Source organism: Ornithinimicrobium jinqii (genome assembly GCF_045032595.1).
Lineage (GTDB): Bacteria > Actinomycetota > Actinomycetes > Actinomycetales > Dermatophilaceae > Ornithinicoccus.
This window is the reverse complement of the sequence record NZ_JBJFZS010000068.1, coordinates 1-1,389: the sequence shown is the minus strand read 5'-3', so window position 1 is coordinate 1,389 and position 1,389 is coordinate 1. Positions and strand designations below refer to the sequence as shown.

Below are 1,389 nucleotides of genomic sequence, written 5' to 3'. Positions count from 1 at the left end.
AGGTAGCGTCGGGCACGTCGAGGTCTTTCGGATGGTTGGCGTAGGAACCTCCATCTTCGGAAGACCTCGACGCCTACCCCCGGACCGACGCGCCAGCCCTATCTACACCCTCATTCGCGAAGAGCCCGTCAAGGACGTCACCTGCGGCGGGGAGCGGCTCGACGTCATCGTGCGGAAACGGCGCTACGTCTGTCGTGAGCGGCTGTGTCCGCGGCGCTCGTTCACCGAGGAGAGCGACCAGCTGCCGTCCCGGGCGAGGGTCACGACCCGGCTGACGGAGCGGGTGATCAGCGCCTGCCGGGCCGAGCCGCGGGCGGTGTCCCGGGTCGCGCACGAGGCCGACCTGGCGTGGCCCACGGTGATGCGGATGCTCACGACCACCCTGGATCTGGACACCGGTGTGGACCGCCGGCACGTGCGGCGTCTGGGGATCGATGAGCACCGGTTCCGGACCGTGCGCTACCTGCGCGACCCCCACACCCAGACGGTGAAGAGGGTCGAGCCGTGGTCGATCGTGTTCACCGACCTGGACGACGGCACCATCCTGGACGTCGTCGACGGCCGCCGCGGCGCGACTGTCAAGGCGTGGCTGGCGGCGCGCCCGCGGTGGTGGCGCCGGCGCGTGCAGATCGTCGCGCTCGACATGTCCAGCGAGTTCCGGGCCGCCGTCCGCAAGGCGCTGCCCAGGGCCCGGGTCAGCGTCGATCACTGGCACGTGGTGCGGCTGGCCAACGAGATGGTCACCAAGGTCCGCAGGCGCCGGGTGTGGGAACTGCACGAGCGTCGCGGCCGGGCAAGCGACACCCCGTGGAAGTACCGCAAGCTGCTCACCTGCGCCGGCGACCGACTCTCCGTGCGGCAGCGGACCAAGCTGCAGGAGATCCTGGCCCAGGACATCGAGCTCGCGGTGGCGTGGGGCATCAAGGAGCACGTGCGCCAGGTCCTCGCCGCCACCGACACGTCCTCGTTCCAACGCCACTGGGCCCGGCTCGAGAACGCCGTGCGGGCCACCCGCCTGCCCGAGCCGGCAGCGCTGCTCAGGACGCTGCGCGCCTGGCGGCGAGAGCTCCTCACGTTCTGCCGAACGAGGGTCACGAATGCGCGCACAGAGGCGGCGAACCTGACCGCCAAGACGATCAAGCGGGTCGGGCGCGGGTACCGCAATCACCGAAACTATCGATGCCGCATCATTGGCTACGCGCCCCGACCGATCGTGGCGTGAACACCCAGCACCACGCTCAAAGTTGAAGAGCCCCTTAAGGGGCTCTTCACAATGCAGGGTGTAGTTGGGGCCTGAATCCGCCGGCTTCCAGGAGTGCTCGGGCGATGTAGTGGGTGAGGTTGCGGAACCCGAGGGCCAGGCCGCGCAGGTGCTCAAGTCGACCATTC

1 protein-coding gene is annotated in these 1,389 nt (G+C 69.3%); it reads left to right on the top strand.

Going from position 1 to position 1,389, the window contains the following annotated elements; genetic code table 11:
- A partial coding sequence (locus tag ACI3ET_RS16350) for an ISL3 family transposase (RefSeq protein WP_405034130.1) occupies positions 1-1,222 on the top strand: 1,222 nt, incomplete at its 5' end.
- Positions 1,223-1,389 lie beyond the last annotated feature (167 nt).